We start from the raw sequence: 19,065 nt of genomic DNA, 5'->3' as shown, positions 1-19,065 counted from the left end.
GACCTACCGCATTAATTTTTCTTTATAAATATCGTTCAGCATCACTTTTATTTCGGAGGATTCCGGGCTTATCGCCAGCGCCTCCTTGAGCGCCCTGACCGCAGCGTCTAAATCATTCCGCCTGCGGTACAGCGCCGCCAGCGCGGTATGGGCCTTGCCGTAATAAGGATTAAGCCCGATTATTTTCCTGAATTCCTGTTCCGCGAGCGCGTGATCTCCCGACTCCGTATACAGCAGGCCGAGGTTCAGGTGGCCTTCTATATCCACCGGCACCAAGGCCAGCAGCTTCTTATGGATCTCTATTGCCTCATCATATCTTTTGAAACTCTTAAACAACAGAAATCCCAGATTGCGGTAAGCCCCCACGTGGTCCGGCTTAAGCGCGATCGCCTTCCTGAATTCATCGGCCGCTTCATCATCCAGGCCCTTCATCTTATAGGTCAGGCCCAGATTAAAATGCGCTCCGTAATTTCCGGGATCCTTCTCAATAGCCGCGGCATAGGCCACGATCGCGGCATCATACTGTTCCTGATCCATATACATCCCGCCCAGGAAATCGGGCTTTAACTCATAGATCAGGCGTATGCACTCCTGGGCCTTCTCCTGCTGCCCCATCGCGTTATAGGCCAGATAAAGATTGTAATACGCCCCGAAGTAGCGGGGATTAAGGTCTACCGCCCTGTTAAAGGCCACGGCAGATTTCTGATACTGCCCTGTCTTAAAATATACCGTCCCCAGATTATTAAAAACGATCGGTTGGTACGGATGCAATTCCAGGGCGGCCTCATACTGGGCGAACGCCTCATTAAACCTTTCCAGTTCCTGGTAATAGTTCCCCAGCAAAAAATATGCTTCGTAATTACCGGGATAAAGCAGGGCGGACCTTTCCAGGATACTTATCGCCTCCAGCCCTCTCCCCGATTCTCTATATGCTCTTGCCTTGGTAAAATATAAGTCGGCGGCAAAATGCCTGATCAGCAGCGCGGCCAGATATATGGCCGCGGCTGAGGTAACCGCCAGTATCGCGCTTTGGGCCAGAGGGCCCTTCGGCTTCGGAGCTGCCTCTTCGCGCGCGGACAGGCACTCCTTCTTGTATAATACGCCGAGCAACCCCGCCCAAAGCCAGAATATCATTCCCGTGGAAGGGATCTGAAAAGAAGGGTTAAAAAGCGCGTACACGAGGATCACGCTGATCGCGCCCAGGATACCCAGAGTTATATAATACAGGTCCCTGTCCCCGGTCTTCTTCAGGACAGATATGCCCATTCTGAATAAAGAATAAATAATGAACATAAAACAGGCCAGGCCGAATATCCCCGTCTCAGCCAGGACCTGCAGGTAATCGTTATGGGCGCTTAAATACGTCCTGCCTTCCGGCGTGATCGAGATCTCGGCCACGCTGCGGTAAGCAGGATAAATAACGGGAAAATTCCCCGCGCCCACCCCTGATAAACGGCTGCCCATGATCATCTGCCAGGTATTCTTCCATACCTCAACGCGCATTACGTTGGTTACATGGGAAAGGCTGAATGCCGAATAAAAACGCTCTACCATCTCCTTATGCCAGACGCGGAAATGGGCGAATACGGACAGGCCGGAAAAAAGCAGTAAAAGGCAAAGAAGGAATATGCCTATGCTTTTCCAGGGGATGAAGCGGAAGAATCTATATCTGCGCTCTTTATGCATAACCGCCGGGATGAAAATGACAACAAGCGAGGCGCATATGAGGCCAAGCCACGCCCCCCTTGCCTTGGTCAATAATAAAAAGAAGAAGAGCGTGGCCAGGGCGATGCCGCTGCATAGTTTGGACCGGAGGCTTTTGCTCTGCAGAAAAACCGCCAGGCACACAGGCGCGACAAGCCCCAGGAACTGAGCGAAGAATACCGGATGGCCGAAGGTAGATATATATGTCTGGCGTATGGCGGTAAACAGATAAGGGCCCTGGTCGCGGTACATGCTGTAGATACAACTCAAAAATGCCGTCAAGATCGCGGCGTTAACTATCAGCGAGACCTCTTTTTTAGATTCAATATTATTTACTACTATGAAGAAAAGGGCGACGTAAGATAAAACCTGCGCCAGATGCACTATCCCTTCCCGCAGATTTATGGCGCGCAAAAGTGATAACGCGCAAATAAGGGAGAAGATCAACAAAGGTATACCTGCCGGAGTAAAAATGATCTTAAAATCCCCCCTGCGGTTCATCTTAAAGACCCAAAGGCCCGTAAGCAGGATAAGCAGGAATTCCATGGCGGCGATCTTGATAAGCCCGTATATCTGGCTGGTTTTGCCGCTGAAGATCAAAGGCACGGTTATTATAAGAAGCAGGATGGCCGCGAAAATGATCCTTTCCGCCGGCCTCCGCGTTTTAACGGTAGTATTCATTGTCAGGACCTTCCTCCCTTGCGGCCTTTTATCCGCGCCGCCTTCCCGTATGCCCGCATCAGATTCGCTGCCGTTACAGCCCAATTATACTTCTCTTCCGCCCTCAGGCGGCTGCGCGAAGCCATCTCTTTCCTTAGACCCTCCCGCCTCAGAAGCTTTAATATCCCCTCGGCTAACGAATCAGGGTCTCCCGGGGCCGTGATCAACCCCGCCTGCCCTACCATGCGCGGCGCCTCTCCCACATCGCTGGTGACTATCGCCTTTCCCGAAGCCATATATTCGGCTATCTTAAGAGGGCTCTTGCACAAGGTAACGTCGTTCTTCTCAAAGCAGGCGACGCATATGTCGGAGGCGGCGATGTATTCGGGGACATCGCTATGGGGGACCGGCCCGGTAAAGATCATGCTTCCGTTAAGCCGCAGGCCGCGGCTGAGCTCTTCCAATTCCCGCCGCCGGTATCCGTCGCCCGCTATCATGAACACGGCGTCCTGGCCGGAACCGCGGGTTATCTTTGCCGCGGACCTGATGAACAGTTCGGCATACTGGCCGCCGTGAAGCTGGCCGAGATACAAAACAAGCGGCTTGCCTATATTATAGCGCCGCCTTACCGCCGAACCCGAAATATCGGGGCGGAACCTGTCAATATCTGCGCCGACATGGGCCTCAAATATCCTGTCCGGCCCTACCCCCAGGCGCCTGCACTCTATTTCTAATCTACGGCTGGCAACGGACACCGTATCAACTATCCGCGGGATAAATGCCTCAAGGGCACCCAGGAAATTCCGGATGAGGCAGCTTAAGAAACCCGGCCGCGTGGAGATCTCATAGATCTTGGCCTCCCAATCATCCCAATCATAATGAAGCGGCTTGTTATTCAACAGGGCCGCGATAATGCTGGGGATAGACGCTTGATGGAAGCACTTCTGAAAATGCACGATATCCGCCCAGGCCGCTAACTTTGACAGGCGCAGGGTATTGGCGGCTAAAATATGCGGGCCGGACCTGCGGCAAAAGGGATAGCAGTCAATATGGGGGCCAAGTTTACGCGGCCTACGGCCTTCCCATTCCAGCGGAAAATATACCAGCTTTACCCCGTGGCCGCTTTTAACAAATTCCCTGGCGATGGAAACAATGCGTATGGTCCAAGGTTCGGACGCCGAGAACAGATCATGAGGATGGACCATCAGGATGTTCATCTTACCCCCCGGGGAAAACGCATATTTTTTTGATCCTCTTAAGCAGCCACAGGAAACAATCCATGCCCAAAGCCGCGATCGTTAATAATACCGTCAGTATAAAACGCATCCTTCCTTTCTGCTACGTATATTTTATTCTATAGCGGCCGCTGTCCCTGTCAATGGGTTTTGCGATAAGCGAGCCGGCCATTTTTATCAAACACCCTGGCCATGATCACATCAGCTATGTTCTTCGCCAGAAGCAGGTTACCCTCTGCCGTGCAGTGCCCGAAGTCACCGCCAAAGGTATCGGTAAAATACCTGTCATAACCTCCCGATCGGACCGCGTCCTTAAATATCTTTTCATTATCAACAAGGATCACGCCCTCCCCGGAGCCGAATATCTCCTCCAGCGGCTCGATGCTGCGCATCGGGTATTGCGCGCAGACCAACAGTATCCCTCTCTTCTCCAGGGCCTCCTTCAATTTACGGTAGTTATTGGGCGTCAGAGTAATGATAGCCGAAGGTCGATAGTGCCTCTTTTTCATTTCCAACAGCAAGGCAAGGTATTCCTTTCCGTCTCCATAAAGGGATAATTCATTATATATGGCCAGGATGCCTCTGTAGGCCCTGTCATTGTCCGGCTCCAATTCTATCGCCCTCTTGAACATCCCCGCCGCTCCGGAAAAATCCCCTCTTTTCTTATAGAGGCAGCCCAGCTCAAAATAGGGCCTGTAATCAGCCGTATTCTCCTGCGCGGCGGCCCTGAACATCTCCTCCGCCTTCACATATTCCCTGCGGTCCCTGTAAAACTGGCCCAGGTCAAAATATACCGTGCTGTTTTCCGTGGCGGACCTTATGGCCCGCGGCGGCCTGATCCTGCTATTGATATTAAACCAAAGCATTCTTGCCAGCTTAACGGTCTTTAAGCCGGCGAGAAGATCCACTATCGTCGAACCGGAATCAACATGAAAGAGCAGGTGCGGCCGCTCATCGTTTGCCCCCATCATCGCGATCACTATATCCGGCTCATATTTATCAAGGACGCCGTCTAAACCAGCCAGTATTCCCGATGTATCTATCCCAACTACGCCCTTATTTATCACGCTGAATTCCCTGCCTATGCCGGCGTTGTTCAGGACTTCTTCCAGCCGCGCCGGATAAGAATACATCCCTCCGGCTGTCGTGGACTCTCCAAGGCAGACGATGCGGCAGGTATGTTTCTGCCTTAAGGAAACTATGTTCCTGTGTTCCTGCGAATACGCCAGCAGGGCCGCTCCCGCGCGCATGCCAAGCTCAAGGAGCAGAAAAAACAACACTATGCCGAAGGCTATTGAGGCGGCTCTTTCCTTAGATCGGCGCATTGAATTAATAGTATTTATCCAGACCATACTTCCTGATCTCCCGTAAATTCCTTATTATCGTCTGGTGATTATCGCAATGGTCGCAATGTTCGTCATAAAGAACCTGCCCGTTGGCGAATTTCGCGTATTTATTGTCTTTTAAATATTTCGCCTGCCTTCTCCAGCGCCAGTAATCCACCGAGTTCCAGATATCCTTGAATGACTGCCTGTCAACGTATCCCACGGTCCGCAGGTGGCAGCAGAAGCTCATATCGTATCTCGCCGGTATAAGGTTGAAATACCAGCCGATATTGCAGCCGTGCCTCAGGAAGAAATCCTTGGACCAGGCGCCGGTCTTTTCATCATAATTGTTCAGCTGGAAACCGAAATTATCCACGAACTCTATGTTCTTTTCTTTCAAGATCCTGGAGATCTCCGGCACCTGCCTTTTTATCTCCTCTATCTGACGGGGCTCAAGCTGGAGGAACCTGTTCATCACGTCCAGCCTTATAAGGTAGAACCTGACCGCGTCGGGCGCTATATCGGCGTCCATCCCGGCCATCTCCGTCAATTCATGATAATTCATATTATGTATTACGTGGCTGATGATAAGCCGCGGATGCGGTTTATTCATCCCCCTTCTTAACGACATAAAGCTCTTGAGGTTATCCCGGACCTTATAAAATGTTTCCGCCGGCTGCACAGAGGATATCTTTTCGTAGGTAACGGCTGTCCCGGCGGGAAAGCTGCAGTATATCTCATTGACCCCCAGGTCTATCACCTCTTTTGATTTTTCCTTATCAAGGAGGATGCCGTTGGTAAAAAACAGGACACCCAGGTCCCTGGACTTGGCGTATCTGAGCATGGGCATGAACTTGTCGTATATCAGCGGTTCGCCGTCACCCTGCAGGATGATGCCGTCCACCTTCATCTCCGAAGCATCGTCTATAATCCGCTTGAATATCTCAAAATCAAATTTGCGGTCAAGGAACTCCTCGGGATGGCTGACCCCGGGCGTATGCACCCAGCAATGTTTACATCTGGTATTGCACCTGTGATAGGGATCAAAGACGATCGTCTGCGGCCCGATAAATACCTGTTCGCTTATGACCCCCAGAAGCCGCAGGAGGTCCTTCTCCCGCTCGTCGTTTACCCGCGCGTGCAGCCCCACGGTCTTGAGGATATCCATCAACTCATTGTCGTGGACAACGAGTTCTATTTTTTGCGGGTCAAGGCGCTGCTTCAATGCCTCAATATAAGCGATGAAATTCTGCGGCAGGTCCTTGACGGGAAAGACCTCAAGACCGATCCCTGATAGATCCGCCTTCTCTCCCAAAAGCGCCATTCCATGCTCGCAGACCTTATGCAGCCGCCCGAAGTTATAACGCGATATCCCCACGCTTATCTTCACTGGTTGTTTCCGGCTCAAGGCGGACCCGATGCTCGATATCTTATCTTTGTAGCCGCCTTCTCTGCCAGCGATCCTGTCGTGCAGCTCTTCAAAGTCCCCGAATAAACAGCATGCGTTGGCCGTATCCATAGGCCGCATGTTCTTATCGTCGGCCCCCATATCATAATTAAAAAATGCCCTGGCATACCGCAGCAGCTTTCCCGGGTTGCGGAAAACCCCCTTTATATTCCTGGGGCAGGCGCTTCTTAGCTCTTTATAAAAAATGCTTATTTTCCCCGCCTTCACGCCGTCACTCCTCCCGATAGCAGTTTATCATCTCCGCGCAATTTCTCCGGCATTTTTTTATCTCCCGCCTGACCCGCGCGGCTTTCGGCGAAAACCAGGTATAGCGTATATCGGCGTCTTTTACGTTACCGATCGGTTCCATCTCGCAGCAAAGGTAAATGTCGCCCTTGTTATTTATATGGACGATATCCTCGCCCAGGCCGCAGCTGGCCTTTCTTACGAACTGAAGCGGATCGGCGAAATACGACTTAAAACGCCTCAACTGGCCGACAGGCGTATCTACGCGGCAGCCCGACTGTTTCATTTCTATCAGCTTATCAATGACGGAATGCGCTTTAGCGGTATCCTTCGGCCAGAGAAAGCTGAACTCCTCTCTTTCATGCCATCTTAAATCAACAGGGACCATATTCGGCCGCATTACCGCCATAAATGATACCGAGATGTCCCTTTGATCGGCCCATCCGGCAAGCTCCACCAGCCCATCCAGCGTCGGCTCCATGATGATCGACTGGATAACCACCCCCCTCAATCTGCCCCTGTATTCCATAAAATAATTTAAGGCATCCATGGCGTTCTTATGCGCCCCATCCTTTCCTCTAAGGTAGTCGTGGACGCGCCCATCTAAACTGTCCAAGGATATGGGGACAACCCCCACCCCTGAATCCGCCAGGCGCCTGGCGTTTTCCCTGTTGATCAAATAGGCGTTGGTGGCCATGGAGCTGTTAAATCCCAGGCCGCTGATGAACCCCAGCAATTCCAGCGCGCCCTCTTTTAAAAGCGGCTCTCCGCCGGAGATGTTTATCTCAAAAGGCGTGTTCACAAAATCCTTGAATGACGATACGTATCCTATCAGTTCTCCGACGCTGACCTCCGGCTCGGGCGCGGATACTCCGTAGTTGCACATCTTGCAGCGGAACATGCATCTATGCGATACCTCTATAACGCAGAATTTCGGCCTTCCAATCATATGGGATTTATCGTTTGGCATATTCACTGTCCTGCGGGAAGGCGCAGACAAAGTTAATAACGCAGCACCTCTTCCCCGGGCCGCGCGCATCGATCTTCTCCCTGATCGCCTGCGCCTTATCTGAAAACCAGAGTCCCCGCACATTATCATCCCTGATGTTGCCCAGGGCCTCTCCGCTAAGGTAGATAATGCCGTTCTCATCTAAATCTATTATATAATCATGAACGCGGTATTGCGTCTCTCTCATAAACCGCTCCGGCTCGGTATAATAATCTTTGAACGCGTCCAGCTGCGAAAGCGGATTCCAGATCTTGTAACCCCGCGTTCTTTTCTCCTTTAATTCATCTATGAGGCGGTAAAGCTTCTCCGTGTCCTGCGGCCAAAGCTCCTTGTACACCGGGCTTCTGAACCATCCATTCCTGTCCTCTACCAGGCCTGTTTCCAGCAGTGCCAGAAAAGAGATGTTCTGGAACAACCTGTCGCTGTTCACCCATTCCGTCAGCTCGATTATCTCGCTTAAATTCCTCTCCATTATTATGGTGAGGATGGTGACTGTCAGGTCCGGGCCGCAGAACCTGCGGATGTTCTCTATGCCCTTCATCACCCTGGAGAATACATCTTCCCTGCCCCTTAAGAAATTATGCGTCGCCGGATTCAGGCTTTCCAGCGAGATCGCCAGCACGTTCAACCCCGAATCCGCTATGCGCCTTGCCATATCTTCGTCTATAAGGTAGGCATTTGTGGAAATTATGGACCTGAAGCCCTTTTTGGAAATAAAGGCGCAGAGGTCCAGGCACCAATCCTTCCATAACGGCTCTCCGCCCATCACGTTTATTTCCAGGGGCTCCTTGACAAATTCGGAAAGCCCCTCTACGAACCGCTTTGCCTCCGAAAGAGTAATCTCGTTTGATTGAGGCCCGCACTGCCAGGACTTGCACATCCTGCACCTGAGCAGGCACCGGTTGGAGACCACGATATCGCAAAAACGGGGATTGCCAGCGGCCATCACCCCTCCTGTTTGAGGATCTTGAGATAAATGGATCTTATCCTCTCCTTATCGCTGAACCTGGAATAAAGAAAAAATAAAAGATGCTCGTCTGTAAAAAACCTCGAGCCCCGCGCGCAGCTGTCCCGGACCATTCCCAGGGAACGCTCCATCTGCCTCTCTTTTTCTTCCCAGGCCAGCCCCCCGTCTTCGTCAAAGCCAAACTGAACATAACTGCTGAAATCCCTCTGCGTGCATTGATTGACTTCAATGACCCGCTTCAGGCCGTATTTCCGGGGAGAATCGTAAAGCATGCTGCCCTGCCTCAGGTCAAAATGATTCAGGTACACGCGGTTGATATATTCCTCATTTTTATTCAGGAACGAGATCGTGGCCCGTATGTCTTCCTCCCGCTCGTGGGGGAAACCGCAGATCACCTCAACCCCGGTCCAGATGCCGGCCTCATCAGACCAGCGCAGGACGTTCTCCAGCTGCGCCAGGTCCACCCGTTTATTTATGTACTTCAGCAAACGGGGGCTGGCCGTCTCCATCCCGAAGATCAGGCGTATGCATCCGGCGCGGCGCATCTTAAAAAGCGTGTCCCTGTCCAGGTTGTCCGCCCTGGCGCAGTCGCTCCACAAGACCTTAAGCCCGCGGTTTAATATCTCATCGCACAATTCATTTATGAACTTCCTGGATATATTTATGGTATCGTTCAAAAAGAAGAACCCGTCCGGCCGGTATTGTTCCTGCATGGACTCCAGGTGCCCGGCGATCTCCGCCGGAGAAAGCGCGTGGCTTAAACTCTGGGTTGAGGAAACACAAAAGATGCACTCAAAGGGGCATCCCCTGATAAACCTGTACGGCAAAAGCAACGCCCCATTTTTCTGGAATTCATCCATTAAACCCCCAAGCTCCCGCGGATGCTCCAGCACCTCCTGCCTGGACCTGTATTTGTCCATGGGCAGGCCGGAGAAATCGGGTTTGATCGGCCTGCATATCTTATTTGAAGTTATCACCTTGCCGCCGTCTTCAACCGACAGATACGGCCCGCCGGAGAACGCGGGGCCCGCTTCCGGCGCGTCAAAAATCCGGTCAAGAAGGTATTCGCCGTCGCCGCGCAGGATATGATCTATATTTCGGCAGCCATACCGGGAACGCATATGGCCCAGCCACGGCCCCTGCCCGCCCAATATGTTTATGGTGCCGTATCGGTCTTTGATAAAACGCGTAAAGGCCAGCGCGAAAGAAAGGTTTGTTTCATTCTCGATATTGTCCGGCAGAGAAAGAAGCATAAACTGCCCCTGGCCCACCCCGGCCTTACCGGCTGCCCTGTCCATAATAGAATCTATATATTGATCGCTGCCGCCAAGCGCGTATCTCTCTACGCGCGGCAGGTCAAAAAATACCTCGGTATCAATCTTGTCCGCGGCTGAATCGGAATAGTAATTATTGTGATGGATCTCAATATTGAGATCCGCCTGCTCTACCGGCATATCTTTGGAGCGAAGGTGCGCGCTGATAAGCCCCAGTCCCAAAGGAGGTATCAGGCAGCAATTCGGCCCTGAAGAGAATTGCCGCTTCTTGAAAAAACCGGGCAATCTTATGACTTTAATACCGCGCTTTGGCATGGTCTGTAGATTGTTGCCTCTGATAATTCCTCTCTTTCAGCATCTCATTGAATATGCCGGAAACCGCCTTTTTATCAGCGAACCTGGAATAAAGCGAAAACAAAACATGCTCAAACTCATAGATGGGAAAGGCGCTCTGCCAGCAGGTATTATTAATGAGCTTTTTATGCGCGGCAATGATCTGCCTCTTCTTTTCCTGCCATTGAAGGCCGCCTGTCTCGTCGTATCCGTATTTATGAAAATAGGTAAATTCCCCGTCCGCGTATTGGCATATCTCTTTTATATTTTCAATCCCGAACCTTTCCGGGCTGCGCATAAGCACGCTGCCGTCCCTGAGGCCGAATTGATTAAAATACGCGCTGTTTATAAACTCCTTGTTCCTGTTCAAAAAGGATACCGTCTCGTCAACATCTCTTTCTTTCTCGTGCGGCAGGCCGCAGATTATCTCCACCCCCGTCCATATCCCGGCCTCATCAGCCCATCTCAATACATCTTCCAGCCGCCTTAAACTGATGCGCTTGTCCACATACCTCAACAATCCCGGGCTGGCCGTCTCCATGCCGAAGACCAGGCGTATGCATCCGGCGCGGCGCATCTTAAAAAGCGTATCCCTGTCCAGGTTGTCCGCGCGCGCGCTGTCGGTCCAGAGTATGTCCGTTCCGCTGCCGATTATCTCATCACAAAACTCATTAAGGAAACCCCTGGAGATATTTATGGTATCGCTTAAGAAGAAAAATCCTGTGGGGTTGTATTTTTCCTGAAGCTCTTTTAAATAACCGGCTGCCTTCTCCGGCTTCAAAACATAAACCAGTCTGTTTGTGGATTCAGGGCAGAAAACGCATTCATGGGCGCATCCCTTGATAAACTTAAACAAAAGAAGCAGCGTCCCCTCATGCCTGTATTTGTCCATGGGCAGTCCGGAAAAATCCGGCTTAAGCGGAGGATGGACCTCTGTTGCCATAAACCTGCCCTCTTCTTTAACGCAGGAATACAGGCACTCCCCGGGGTCGGCATCCTGTCTTATGGCCCCAAGTAGTTCAAGCAGCGCCACCTCTCCGTCACCGTAGATCACAAAATCTATGTCACGCCTGTCATACTTGCTCAACAATTCAACCGATTGATTGGCTCCCCCTAAAACCAGGACGGGATTGTGTCTATTCTTGAGGAATCTTGCCAGCGCCAGGGTGAACATAAGACAGCCGGAATTATTGAAAAACGCGGGCAGCGACAATAAGACGACCGGGTATCCGCTCAACCCTGTCTTGCGCCCGACTGCCTCCATAACCGAATCTAAATACCCGTCTCCTCCTTCCCGCAGCCACCTCAGTATCCTGCCCTCATCGTAAAAAACGGAGATATCTACCTTATCTCCGGCGTCATCGCAATATTTATTATCGTAATGGATCTTTATGTTCAGGTCATCCTGATCGATATCAAACCCGTTCTGCCTCAGAAAACCGGTAAGGCAGCCCAGCGCCAGAGGCGGTAGCAGGCAGTAATTCAGCTGCCTGCCGCCGATATCATTTTCGTCGGGAAAGCCGGGCATCCTTAACAGCTTGACCTTCCAATCCCGGCGGCCGTCTCCCGAAGCCGGCCTTTTATTATTTTCCTCTCTTCCCAGATATAATTCCGTCGCCTTTATGAATTCCGACGCCGCCGCCTCGTCCTTTCCCTTTCTCTTATAGATATATCCCAGCATCCTACGGGCGAACATATTATCTCCGCCCAGCCGCAGGGTCACCTCAAACTCCCGCTCTGCAGCATCATATGAGCCCTGTTCCAGGTATATATACCCTAAACCCTGATGTATATACTGATTCCGGCTGTTGATCCGCAGCCCCTTCCGGAATGCCTCTAATGCCTGCTCATATTTTCCCTGCTGCAGATATAGATGCCCCAGCCCCTGATAGGCGTATTCGTTGCGCGGGTCAGCATCCAGCGCCTTATTGAATTCTTCCAGCGCCCGGCTGTATTTCTTTCTGTCCAGATACCGGTTGCCGGATATTATATGGCCGTTTTCACTATCTAAGCACATACCGCCTTTTCTTCCTCATACCAGCAATTGATTATGTGGTGGCAGTTCTTTTTACACCGCGCTATATCATCCCGCCTGGCCAGCGCCTCCTGCGAATGCCAGATATCGCGCAGGGAGCCGCCGCGTATATTGCCGATGGGCTTCATATACGGGCAAAGATTCACTCCTCCGTCGGGAGACACGGTAAAGGCGCTGTCATTAATAACGTTGCAGGAGTAACGTTTTATAAACTTGCGCGGGTCCCTGAAATAGGCCTTGAAAAGTTTAAGCTGCGAAACGGGATTATTGATCCTGCCCCTTCCCTCCCCCAGGCGCTCCTTCCTTTCTATCAATCCGTCAATGACGGAATCCACCTGAGCGGCGTCCTTTGGCCATAAGAATCCGTATTCCCCTGACTTATACCACTCTTCCAGCGCCGGCGTATGGAACGGCTGCACAACCGACTGGAAGAAAACGGAAGATATCCTTCCGTCGCCCTTTACCCAATCCGCCAATTCTAAGACCTCTCCCAGATTAGGCGCCATGATCACGGTGTCTATGGCTGTTTCGAGAGAGGCGCGCTGTCCGGCAAGATAGCCGATCGCCCGTATGAGCTTGTCATAGCTGTCGGGCATACCGCGCAAAAAATTATGGGTCTTTTCATTTAAACTGTATAAAGTAAGGGCTATATAGTTTAACCCTGAATCTGCCAGGCGTTTAGCCATTGCTTCATCTATGAAATATCCGCTTGTCGCCAGAGAGGTCCTGAATCCTCTTGCGCGGCAGAAGCGGATCAACTCTATCAGGGTATCGGGAAACAGCATCGGCTCTCCTCCGCCGAATATGACCGTAAATTCGGGATCCCGCGGCCTGTTTATGGAAGAAATAAAATCCTTCCAGTCCTGCAGGCCGGGCTTTTTTATCCCTGCCTCGTCGTTCTTCCAGAGATGGCACATCCTGCATCTTAGAACGCATCCAAGAGTGAGCAGTATGACGCAACTCTTTGGCTCGTTAATTTTTTGCGGCGATGGCGACGGTATCATCAATCATCCCTTCCCTGATCATGGCCTCGTATACGCCCTCCGCGATAAGCCGGTACCCCTCGGCATTGCAATGGTCATCGCTTACAAAAAACTCCCTTCTATCGCGGCCATTCAATTCTTTCTCAAATACCAGATGGTTGTCCACCGTGGGGATATCGTATCTATCGGCTATATGCCTTACACCTTCCGCTACGTTCTCCGTTTCCGGATATGTCTGCAATATCAGCCCGACACCGTTATCCCTGCAGGCCTTATATATCTTCAGGAAGTTATCGCGCATTATTGCCGCTATCGCCTCTTTGTCCCTGTGCAATGCTATCATGGCCTTGATCATCCTGCGACTCCCCCTGTCCTTAAGCCCCGCGCTGAAGGCCTCCATCTCTTTATAAAACTCGCTGCTGTCGGCACAGGTCTGCTGAAATTCAATAAAGGCAAGCGCTGCCGCGCGCGGGTCCACCAATGCCCGCCTTAACTCCTCCCGGACCAACCCGGGCCTGTTCTGTATCCTGTGGACCATACCCAATTCCACATAGATATTCCCATCCCCGCCATAACCCTGCCTCACCGCTTCAGTCAAACACTTCTCAGCCAGCTCGTATTCCGCCCCCTCTCTATAAATAGTGCCCAGTTGCCGGTTGGCGTCGGGATTGCCCGGGTCGATACGCAGCGCCTCAAGAAAACACTCCTTCGCCAGATCATACCTTCCTTGCTCCTTCAAGTCATGGCCCTGCGTAATCAACCGGCTTGCCTCCGGCGGCGCCTTTCTCGGCGCTAAGGCGCGTTCATTTTCCTCAATCTTTCTCATCTTGGCCGCTATATTTGCCTGCGCGGCCTTTATCAATTTATATAAACGCGATCCGCTCAGTAAAAAAACCGGCCTGCCGGCTCCGGCCATATTCCAGATATCATTGCGTCCGGACATGACTATTACCAGGTCCGGATGGTATTTATCGATATCCCGTTGAAGCCCGCTCTCAAGCTGCGAGGAATTACTCCCGGGGATACCCAGATTATAAACCTTGATGGACTTCCGGGGGAACCTCTCCTTAAGCATGCCTTCCAGCTGCCGCGGATAGCTATCCTGATAGGCGGCGCCTACTCCGAAGGTAAAAGAATCCCCCAAACAAAGAATGACTGTTTCTCCCCCTTGTTTCAGGCGGCCGCTTTGCGAGGGCGGGTTAAACTTCAGAACAAGGTATCCGCCGGATCTAAGGCCTGCCTCTAATAAAAAGATGGTAGAGAGCGTGATAAATATAAAAGAAAGCGCCTTTTTAAACATCGCTCTTTTTCACATTCTGCCAGGCGGGCGCGAGGTTCAATTCCGAACAAAGCGATAATATCCGGCGGTGCCTTGCCATCCTCACCTCAAGCGTATTGGACATATCCCTGGTGAACCAGGCATACCAGTCCGTTATCATATCCTTATCTATATTATAGTCCTGAAGATGCTCATAAATATGCGTGCCGGGGCCTATGGTGCAGATATTCAGGCTGTTTATCTTATCAATGGACGGCGCGTTCTTCCTTATGAAATCTATCGTCTCATCAATATCTTCCTCTGCCTCCCCGGGAAAGCCGACGATAAGGTTTATCTCTACCTGCATGCCGGAATCCTTTGCCCGCGCCAGGCCCCTGCGGATGTCCGCGGCGCTGACGCCCTTGCCTATCAGCTCCAGCACCCTGTCGGAGCAACTTTCAACACCGAATGTCAACCCTCCGCAGCCGGCTGCCTTCATTTTACCCAACAAGCCGCGGCCCATATCTCTTCTGATGGTCGCCTGGCCGCCCCAGGCGACTCCCATATCCATGGCGATCAGGCAGTCGCAGAGCTCATCCAGGAAGCCCAGGTCTCCGTTTATCAACAGGTCGCTGAATTCAAATCTTTTTCTTTTGTATCGCTTCACATGATAAGCCATCTCATCCGCTACCGCCCGCGGCCGGCGGCAGCGATAAGGCCTCTTCAGCGGTGAATCGCAGCAGAAGATACAATTACGTATGCAGCCGCGGCTGGTTATGAGCGGGATAAGGTCGTCCTGAGTGTAATAACTCAAGTCAAATTCCTCAAAGGTAGGAAACGGTATTGTGTTGATATCGGTATTGTTTTTGTCCGCCGCTATACAGACGGCGTGGCTGCCGGATACATCCTTCCAGCTTATGCAACCCGCCGGAGCGCTGTTAAAGCCGCCCCCGCGTATCTCAGCCAACAAATCGGATAAAACGCGCTCTCCTTCTCCGATCACAAAATAATCGATCGTGCCGTCGGTAAATAACGACCGTGTCTGGGCATAGCTGGCGCCGCCGCCGCCGACTATGATCGTCAACTTCCTGTCCGACTTTTTCCTGAGCATGGGGATAAACGCGTTCAGAAACGGCGCGGAGGCAAAAGTTGCGGAAAACCCGATCACGGAGGCGCCGTAAGAAATTATCCCCTCCGCCAGCCCGTCCAATGACCCCCGTAACTCCTGCGCCGCCTTTCCGGATGCCCAGAACTCAAAATCTCCCGTATCCCATTTTGCCCTGATCCGTTCGGGACAGCCGCGGAATATCTCCATATTCAAGTCGTATATCATCGCGCCCGGCCTGCCGGACCTAAGAAAAGCGGAAAGGTAGGCGATCCCCAGCGGCGGGGCATAAACGCCCCAGGGCGGGGACTGCACCAGAAGGATCCCTGTCTCGTTATTGCCGTCAACCATAAACCAGTGTCCTCTCGGCTGCTTGCCCGGGCTGCCGATCGTTCCTCTTCGCCTTCCTGAAAAGCTCAAGGCATGCGTTCTTGTGCCTGCCTACAGAATAAAAGATGTCCCTTATGGCCCTCTTGTCGGCGTACTTGGAATAGAGGAAAAATAGAAAACTTTCATATTCGTGTTCCGGAAAAGGAGGCCTCCCCAAGGCATCTATGACCTTATTAAAACTGGAGACCACCTGCCTCCTCTTCTCCGGCCACTTCAGTCCGCCCGTTTCATCAAAGCCGTATTTGACAAATGTGGAAAACCCTTCTTCGTAACTGGATAGCTCAAATATATTGGTTATGCCGTATTTTTCAGGGTGCGCTCGTATGGCGGAGGTGTCCTTTATATTAAAGGCGTTATAGTAAAAGGCGTCAATATGCTCTCTGTTGCGTTTTAGGAAAGAGATCGTCTCTTCGACATCTCTTTCCTTCTCATAAGGCAGGCCGCTGATTATCTCCACCCCTGTCCAGATGCCGGCCTTGTCAGCCCAGTAAAGCGCCTTTTCCAGCTGGGCCAGGTCTATTTCTTTATTGATATATTTCAGCAGCCGCCTGCTGGCGGTCTCCATCCCGAATACCAGCCGCACGCATCCTGCTTCAGCCATTTTGTATATGGATTCTTTATCCAGCCGGTCCACCCGCGCGCAATCAGACCAGCGGGCCCCGATCTTTCTTTTTATCACCTCTTCGCAAAACCGGTCAACGTATTTCTTGGAGATATTTAAAGTATCGTTAAGAAAAAGGTACCCTGTCGGGTCGTATCTTTCCTGAAGCTGCTTGAGCCATTCGGCCGCGACCGCGGGCGGCGCCACATGGATCAGCCCGCCGGCGGAGCTGGCGCAAAATATACATTTATTGGTGCAGCCCTTTATGAACCTGAAAGGCAGAAGCAATGTCCGGGAATCGTTGAATTCTTTTATTTCCCGGCTCAACGCATCGTCCGGGCAATAATCGCTCCTTAGGCCGCGATAGCGGTACTTGTCAATGGGCAGCCCCTCAAAATCCGGCATTACCGGAGCGGGGACCTTCAGGGAATAAATGGCCCCCTCGCCCTCCTGTCTGCCCGTGCCTGAATATGCCTTGTTATCCAATAAGGAAGCCAGCAACTCTGCCACAACCTCCTCCCCTTCATTGCCTATTATATGATCTATGTCCGAACGCGGGCAGCCGATCTTGCGCGTTAAGTCCAGGAAATAATTCAGCCCGCCTAAAATTATTATCGGGCCATAGACCTTCTTTAGATACCTTGCCAGGCAGACGGCGAACAAGGCATGGCTGTCGTTCATGGAACAGCTGTCTAAAGAAAAAAGGATTATCCTGTATCCTTCAATGCCGGTTTTGCGGCATACCCTTTCCATGATCCCTTCTATCAGCGGATCGCTGTTTCCCCCGGCGTATCCGGCCACCCTGGAGGCGTCAAAGAAGACCTCTTCGTCTATCTTTTCCTCTCCGCCGCCGAAATAATTATCGTGATGTATTTTTATATGCAGATCGTCCTGGTCCATAGGGATCCCCCGTGATCTGACATAAGAGACAATATTCCCCAGCGCCAGAGGCGGCAGCATAATGGAATTCATCTCCGTGGAAAAGATATCGGGCCCGTAAAAATTGGGGATGCGCAGCATCTTTATCCGGGCCTGCGCCTGGCAGGCCTTGATCTTTCCCGCGGATTTGAAACGGCCGGCTGCGGTATCTACCGCCGCATCATAATCTTTCGCCTCAAGGTATGCCGAGGCGAGGAATCTGTATATCCTCTCCTCCCGCGGCGCTAATTCAAGCGCCTTCTTCAACATCTTGACCGCCCGGCCGTACTTTTTCATCGATAGATATGCCCGGCCCATATTGATATATGATTCCCTTATATAAACATTTAACGGCCCGTCCCCGCCGCCCTGCCGCGCGCACAGCCGCAGGGACTTCCGGAAATATTTTATTGACCCGGCAGGATCGCCTTCCTCAAGATGTATGTTGCCCAGTTCCTGGTGCGCGGCTATGCTTGAGGGCCTGATCTTCAAGAGCCGGCGGCAGGCCTCCCTGGCCGGGCCGTATTCCCCGGCCTGAAGATGGGCCTGGATCAATTTGTGCAGCTGGAATTCGTCGGTATTATCCTTCATCGTCAAAAAAACAGTTGATCATAAGCTTGCAGTTGCGGCGGCAGTCGCCGATCTGCTTCCTTACGAGTTCGGCCTTCTCTGAATGCCATAACTCCGCGATATCCGCCCCGTCGCGTATATTCCCTATGGGCTCCATTGAATTACACAGGAATATGCCGCCTGCCGTATTCACCGTCAGCGAGTCATACCCCAGATTGCATCTTGAGGCCTTCACAAATCTCCGGGGGTCTTTGAAATAAGACCGGAAAACCTCAAACTGCGCCGCGGGGTTGGTTATCTTAAAACCGGAACGTTTACGGCGTATAAGCCCGTCCATGACCTCGTCAATTTTTTCCGCATCCTTCGGCCATAATAAGGCAAACTCTTCTCTCTCATGCCAGGCATCATCCGGCGGCATGAAAAATGGCTGCATCACCGCCTGAAAACTTATGGCGTCTATCGCCCTGTTGGCCTCTGCCCATTCGGCAAGCTCCAGGACACCGTCTAAATCCGGCTGCATTATGGTGGTGACTATATGCAGGCGGGGGCGATCATCCTTGTGCCTGCTGAAGAAATCCAGTGCCGCCATTACCCTCGCGTAGACGCCTGCCTGTCCCCGCAGAAAATCGTGGACCTGCGCCTTCAGGCTGTCCAGCGACAGGACCAGCGTGCCCAACCCTGAAAGCGCGATATCACCGGATGCCTTCCCGTCTAAAAGATAGGCATTGGTGGTCATGGTGGTTGCCAGCCCCCTGCTGCGGGCATGGCTGATAAGGCCTGTTATCCCGTTTTTAAGCAGCGGCTCTCCCCCGACAAACTGCACCTGGGCATTGCCGCCCGCGAAATCCGCGAAGGAATCGATAAACCCTTTCCATGCGTCGACGGGCAGCTCATCGCCTCCGGCCCTGCTCTGCCACATCCTGCACATCCGGCATCTCAACATGCAGTTCTCCGTGACGACGAGGTCGCAAAAACGCGGTCTATCGTAAGCGGCGCGCATAATCA

General features: G+C 52.0%; 13 protein-coding genes. All 13 read right to left on the bottom strand.

Annotated features, from left to right (window positions below; translation table 11 throughout):
* Nucleotides 1–3: 3 nt before the first annotated feature.
* The 13 genes from PHR44_01505 to PHR44_01445 all read right to left on the bottom strand — a co-directional run bounded on the left by PHR44_01505 (nt 4) and on the right by PHR44_01445 (nt 19,060).
* The gene (locus tag PHR44_01505) at nt 4–2,385 is read right to left on the bottom strand and encodes a tetratricopeptide repeat protein (protein ID MDD4909345.1); all 2,382 of its coding nucleotides are present in this window, start codon (nt 2,383–2,385) and stop codon (nt 4–6) included.
* A 2-nt stretch (nt 2,386–2,387) separates the two neighbouring features.
* On the bottom strand, nt 2,388–3,581 hold the full coding sequence (locus PHR44_01500; GenBank protein MDD4909344.1) for a glycosyltransferase family 4 protein: 1,194 nt from the start codon (nt 3,579–3,581) through the stop codon (nt 2,388–2,390).
* 158 nt (nt 3,582–3,739) lie between these two features.
* On the bottom strand, nt 3,740–4,924 hold the full coding sequence (locus PHR44_01495) for a tetratricopeptide repeat protein (protein MDD4909343.1): 1,185 nt from the start codon (nt 4,922–4,924) through the stop codon (nt 3,740–3,742).
* 4 nt (nt 4,925–4,928) lie between these two features.
* The gene (locus PHR44_01490) at nt 4,929–6,599 is read right to left on the bottom strand and encodes a radical SAM protein (protein ID MDD4909342.1); all 1,671 of its coding nucleotides are present in this window, start codon (nt 6,597–6,599) and stop codon (nt 4,929–4,931) included.
* A gap of 4 nt (nt 6,600–6,603) precedes the next feature.
* Entirely contained in the window at nt 6,604–7,587 is a 984-nt protein-coding gene (locus tag PHR44_01485; protein ID MDD4909341.1) for a radical SAM protein, read from the bottom strand.
* Nucleotides 7,574–8,572, bottom strand: a complete 999-nt coding sequence (locus PHR44_01480) for a radical SAM protein (protein MDD4909340.1) — start codon at nt 8,570–8,572, stop codon at nt 7,574–7,576. Before PHR44_01480 ends, PHR44_01485 begins: the two co-directional genes overlap by 14 nt.
* On the bottom strand, nt 8,572–10,182 hold the full coding sequence (locus PHR44_01475) for a radical SAM protein (GenBank protein MDD4909339.1): 1,611 nt from the start codon (nt 10,180–10,182) through the stop codon (nt 8,572–8,574). Before PHR44_01475 ends, PHR44_01480 begins: the two co-directional genes overlap by 1 nt.
* On the bottom strand, nt 10,163–12,217 hold the full coding sequence (locus PHR44_01470; protein ID MDD4909338.1) for a tetratricopeptide repeat protein: 2,055 nt from the start codon (nt 12,215–12,217) through the stop codon (nt 10,163–10,165). The genes PHR44_01475 and PHR44_01470 overlap by 20 nt, the downstream gene beginning before the upstream one ends.
* On the bottom strand, nt 12,208–13,239 hold the full coding sequence (locus tag PHR44_01465; protein ID MDD4909337.1) for a radical SAM protein: 1,032 nt from the start codon (nt 13,237–13,239) through the stop codon (nt 12,208–12,210). The genes PHR44_01470 and PHR44_01465 overlap by 10 nt, the downstream gene beginning before the upstream one ends.
* Entirely contained in the window at nt 13,208–14,518 is a 1,311-nt protein-coding gene (locus PHR44_01460) for a GDSL-type esterase/lipase family protein (protein ID MDD4909336.1), read from the bottom strand. The genes PHR44_01465 and PHR44_01460 overlap by 32 nt, the downstream gene beginning before the upstream one ends.
* The gene (locus PHR44_01455; protein ID MDD4909335.1) at nt 14,511–15,932 is read right to left on the bottom strand and encodes a radical SAM protein; all 1,422 of its coding nucleotides are present in this window, start codon (nt 15,930–15,932) and stop codon (nt 14,511–14,513) included. Before PHR44_01455 ends, PHR44_01460 begins: the two co-directional genes overlap by 8 nt.
* Entirely contained in the window at nt 15,925–18,081 is a 2,157-nt protein-coding gene (locus tag PHR44_01450; protein MDD4909334.1) for a radical SAM protein, read from the bottom strand. The genes PHR44_01455 and PHR44_01450 overlap by 8 nt, the downstream gene beginning before the upstream one ends.
* Entirely contained in the window at nt 18,071–19,060 is a 990-nt protein-coding gene (locus tag PHR44_01445) for a radical SAM protein (GenBank protein ID MDD4909333.1), read from the bottom strand. Before PHR44_01445 ends, PHR44_01450 begins: the two co-directional genes overlap by 11 nt.
* Nucleotides 19,061–19,065 lie beyond the last annotated feature (5 nt).

It is taken from the genome of Candidatus Omnitrophota bacterium, assembly GCA_028707125.1.
In the GTDB taxonomy this organism is placed as follows: Bacteria; Omnitrophota; Gorgyraeia; order Gygaellales; family JAQTUX01; genus JAQTUX01.
This window is presented reverse-complemented; position numbering and strand designations above follow the sequence as displayed.

Coding starts and splice junctions, on each gene's coding strand:
- PHR44_01485 (MDD4909341.1), bottom strand. CDS start 7,587: ATGCCAAACGATAAATCCCATATGATTGGAAGGCCGAAATTCTGCGTT.
- PHR44_01455 (MDD4909335.1), bottom strand. CDS start 15,932: ATGGTTGACGGCAATAACGAGACAGGGATCCTTCTGGTGCAGTCCCCG.
- PHR44_01465 (MDD4909337.1), bottom strand. CDS start 13,239: ATGATACCGTCGCCATCGCCGCAAAAAATTAACGAGCCAAAGAGTTGC.
- PHR44_01505 (MDD4909345.1), bottom strand. CDS start 2,385: ATGAATACTACCGTTAAAACGCGGAGGCCGGCGGAAAGGATCATTTTC.
- PHR44_01450 (MDD4909334.1), bottom strand. CDS start 18,081: ATGAAGGATAATACCGACGAATTCCAGCTGCACAAATTGATCCAGGCC.
- PHR44_01475 (MDD4909339.1), bottom strand. CDS start 10,182: ATGCCAAAGCGCGGTATTAAAGTCATAAGATTGCCCGGTTTTTTCAAG.
- PHR44_01500 (MDD4909344.1), bottom strand. CDS start 3,581: ATGAACATCCTGATGGTCCATCCTCATGATCTGTTCTCGGCGTCCGAA.
- PHR44_01480 (MDD4909340.1), bottom strand. CDS start 8,572: ATGGCCGCTGGCAATCCCCGTTTTTGCGATATCGTGGTCTCCAACCGG.
- PHR44_01445 (MDD4909333.1), bottom strand. CDS start 19,060: ATGCGCGCCGCTTACGATAGACCGCGTTTTTGCGACCTCGTCGTCACG.
- PHR44_01460 (MDD4909336.1), bottom strand. CDS start 14,518: ATGTTTAAAAAGGCGCTTTCTTTTATATTTATCACGCTCTCTACCATC.
- PHR44_01470 (MDD4909338.1), bottom strand. CDS start 12,217: ATGTGCTTAGATAGTGAAAACGGCCATATAATATCCGGCAACCGGTAT.
- PHR44_01495 (MDD4909343.1), bottom strand. CDS start 4,924: ATGCGCCGATCTAAGGAAAGAGCCGCCTCAATAGCCTTCGGCATAGTG.